The organism is Vibrio genomosp. F10 str. 9ZD137, from assembly GCF_049974785.1.
Lineage (GTDB): Bacteria > Pseudomonadota > Gammaproteobacteria > Enterobacterales > Vibrionaceae > Vibrio.
The window spans coordinates 1-2,980 of record NZ_JBNGCJ010000763.1 but is presented as its reverse complement, the minus strand read 5'-3'; the positions used below and the strand labels follow the sequence as shown (position 1 = coordinate 2,980).

At 44.7% G+C, this 2,980-nt stretch carries 2 protein-coding genes; one reads left to right on the top strand and one right to left on the bottom strand.

Annotation, left to right across the window (positions count from 1 at the left end; translation table 11 throughout):
• Nucleotides 1-1,743, bottom strand: a 1,743-nt coding sequence (locus ACP45E_RS17900; protein WP_069585358.1) for a DEAD/DEAH box helicase, incomplete at its 3' end; no start/stop codon positions are given.
• 370 nt (nt 1,744-2,113) lie between these two features.
• On the opposite strand from ACP45E_RS17900, the gene ACP45E_RS17895 reads away from it, so the two are divergent.
• Nucleotides 2,114-2,980 (top strand): RNB domain-containing ribonuclease (locus ACP45E_RS17895; RefSeq protein WP_141707404.1); only part of this gene is annotated, 867 nt, incomplete at its 3' end.

The window sequence follows — 2,980 nt, the reverse complement described above, 5'->3', positions numbered from 1 at the left end:
ACCACCGCCATCACGACGACCAGCACCACCATCACGGCGACCGCCACGTGACTCACGGAAATCATCAAAGTCACAGACCACTGCGCCCACTTCTTTTTGACGAATGCGAAGTTTAGCAAGTTTGCCTGTTGTCTCTGCGTTCATTGTTTTCGGTAGCTGAACGTAAGTTTCGCCTTGCGCTAGTTTGATAGCACCGATAGAACCTTTAATCAGGCCAAGTTCGTTTGCTAGTGCGCCAACGATATCTTTAACTTGAACACCTTGGTCACGACCAACTTGAAGCTGGTAGGTATCCCAATCTTGAGTGTTGAAGCTACGACCGCCTTCACGACCACCTTCACGAGGATTGTCACGACGTTCTTTACGACGAGCTTTATCACGCTCAACGGCTGCGATCATTGGATCAGCACCAACGTAGAATAATGGACGCTTACCTTGTTGACGCTTAAGTAAGATTGCCGCGAGTGTTGCAGCATCAATCTCTAGAGTCTCTTGAAGCTTCTCTACTAACTCTGCAAATTTCTCTACGGCTTTATGTTCTTTCTCTACTGCTAGCTCAGCACCCAGCTTAACAAGGCGAGCTTCTGCCACTTTATCACGCTCAGGAAGTTGAATTTCTTCCATTGATGACTTAGTAACACGTTCGATAGTACGTAGCATGCGGATTTGGTTAGGGCGAACCAATAGAATCGCTTTACCTTTACGTCCTGCACGACCTGTACGACCGATACGGTGAATGTATGATTCAACATCAAATGGGATGTCGTAGTTGAATACGTGTGTAATACGAGGTACATCAAGACCACGTGCAACCACGTCTGTTGCAACTAGGATATCGATAACGCCTTGCTTGATGTTGTCGACGGTACGCTCACGTTGAGATTGTGGAATGTCACCGTGAAGTGCTGCTGCTTTAAAGCCGCGAGCCAACAACCAATCGGCTAGACGCTCAGTGTCTTGACGAGTACGAACGAAAACAATAGAGGCATCTGTTTCTTCAGTTTCTAGAAGACGAGACATCGCTTCGTCTTTCTCGATACCTTTAACAACCCAGTACTGCTGTTCTACTTTATCAACGGTGTGGTTTTTACCAGCAACGTCAACATGCTCAGGGTTGCGTAGGAAACGTTGTACAATGTTTTTAAGCATTGGAGGCATCGTCGCAGAGAACAATACGCGTTGCGCAGTTTCTGGTGATTTTTCCATGATCCAAGTTACATCATCAACGAAACCCATGTTCAGCATTTCATCTGCTTCATCAAGAACGAAAGTTTTCACTTCGTCTAGGTGCAGGCGGTCACGGTTGATAAGGTCTTGAACACGGCCAGGCGTACCAACAACAATGTGTGCGCCAGATTTTAGAGCACGCATTTGATCAACGATAGAAGCACCACCGTAGATTTCTAATACTTTTAGGCCACGAATATTTTTACCTAGGTTCTTCACTTCTGCCGCGACTTGAATAGCAAGTTCACGCGTTGGCGCTAGAACAATCGCTTGAGGCTTACGCTGGTCAAGGTCTAGTTTGCTTAGAAGAGGAAGAGAAAACGCGGCAGTTTTACCTGTACCCGTTTGCGCTTTACCTAGTAGGTCGCGACCTTCGATAAGGTGAGGAATCGCTGCAGCTTGAATAGGCGTTGGTGAAACAAAGCCCATTGCGTCTAAAGCAGAAAGGATATCTTGGCTCAGGGCTAATTCACTGAATTTAATTTGAACTTCTTGGTCTTTTACTTGGTCTTGCATGTGGATCCCACTATATTAATTAACAAAAGGTCCCACGAGCTCTACCAATTCCAAATCCAATCCAGTTTTGAGCTGATTCCATTCAGATGCAGATAAGCTTTAAAATGCATCAAGCCGCTAGGGACGACAACTTAAGGGACGCGGATTATTCCCTAAAACCATAAAAAAATCCAAGAAAAAATTGAAATACATCACAATTTTCTCTCATCTTAGGTCGATATGGTCACAGAAGCGTCACTATCTTAAGTTAGCGCTCTTAAATTGAGCAGTTTAAATCCACCCTTGCCCACATGATAGCGACGCTTTGTTATGGAAAAACTCCCTTTCAATGATTATAGTGTCCTCAATCAAACTCTTAAGAAGTGAAAAAATGCTCCAAGATAACCCCCTACTCGCTCAATTGAAGCAGCAGATGCAAGAGAGTCTTCCTAAAAAAGAAGGCACAATCAAAGCAACAGATAAAGGTTATGGCTTTTTAGAAGTGGATAACAAGACGCGCTTTTTTATTCCACCACCGTACATGAAGAAATGCTTACATGGTGACAAAGTGGTCGCGATTATCCGTACGGAAAAAGAGAAAGAAGTCGCTGAGCCTCAAGAGCTAGTAGAGCAAGGGTTAACTCGGTTTATTGGTCGAGTAAAGCTTCATAAGGGTAAGCTGAATGTAACGCCTGATCACCCTCAGCTAAAAAAGCAATCTTTTAAAGCAAAAGCTCAGAAAGGGCTGAATCCAGAGCTGCTTGCGGAAGGAGATTGGGTTGTTGCTCACCTGATTCGTCATCCTTTGGCTGGAGAGAACGGATTTTTCGTCGAGATCTCTGAAAAGATTACAGACGCTGACGACAAAATTGCACCTTGGTGGGTTACGCTGGCTCAAAATGATTTACCTAACAGTGAACCCGAAGGTATTGCAGAGTGGGCATTAAAAGACGATGTGGATCTTGAACGTGTTGATATGACTCACATCCCTTTCGTTACCATTGATGGTGCATCAACCAAAGATATGGACGATGCACTGTATGCGAAAAAGAACGATAACGGTGATTTTGAATTAACCATCGCCATTGCTGATCCTACCGCTTATATCACGCCAGATGATCAAATGGATAAAGTCGCACGTGAGCGTGGCTTCACCATTTATATGCCTGGCCGCAATATTCCGATGCTGCCTCGTGATCTTGCTGATGAACTTTGCTCATTAATCGAAAACGAAGAACGTCCTGCCCTTTGTTGCCGA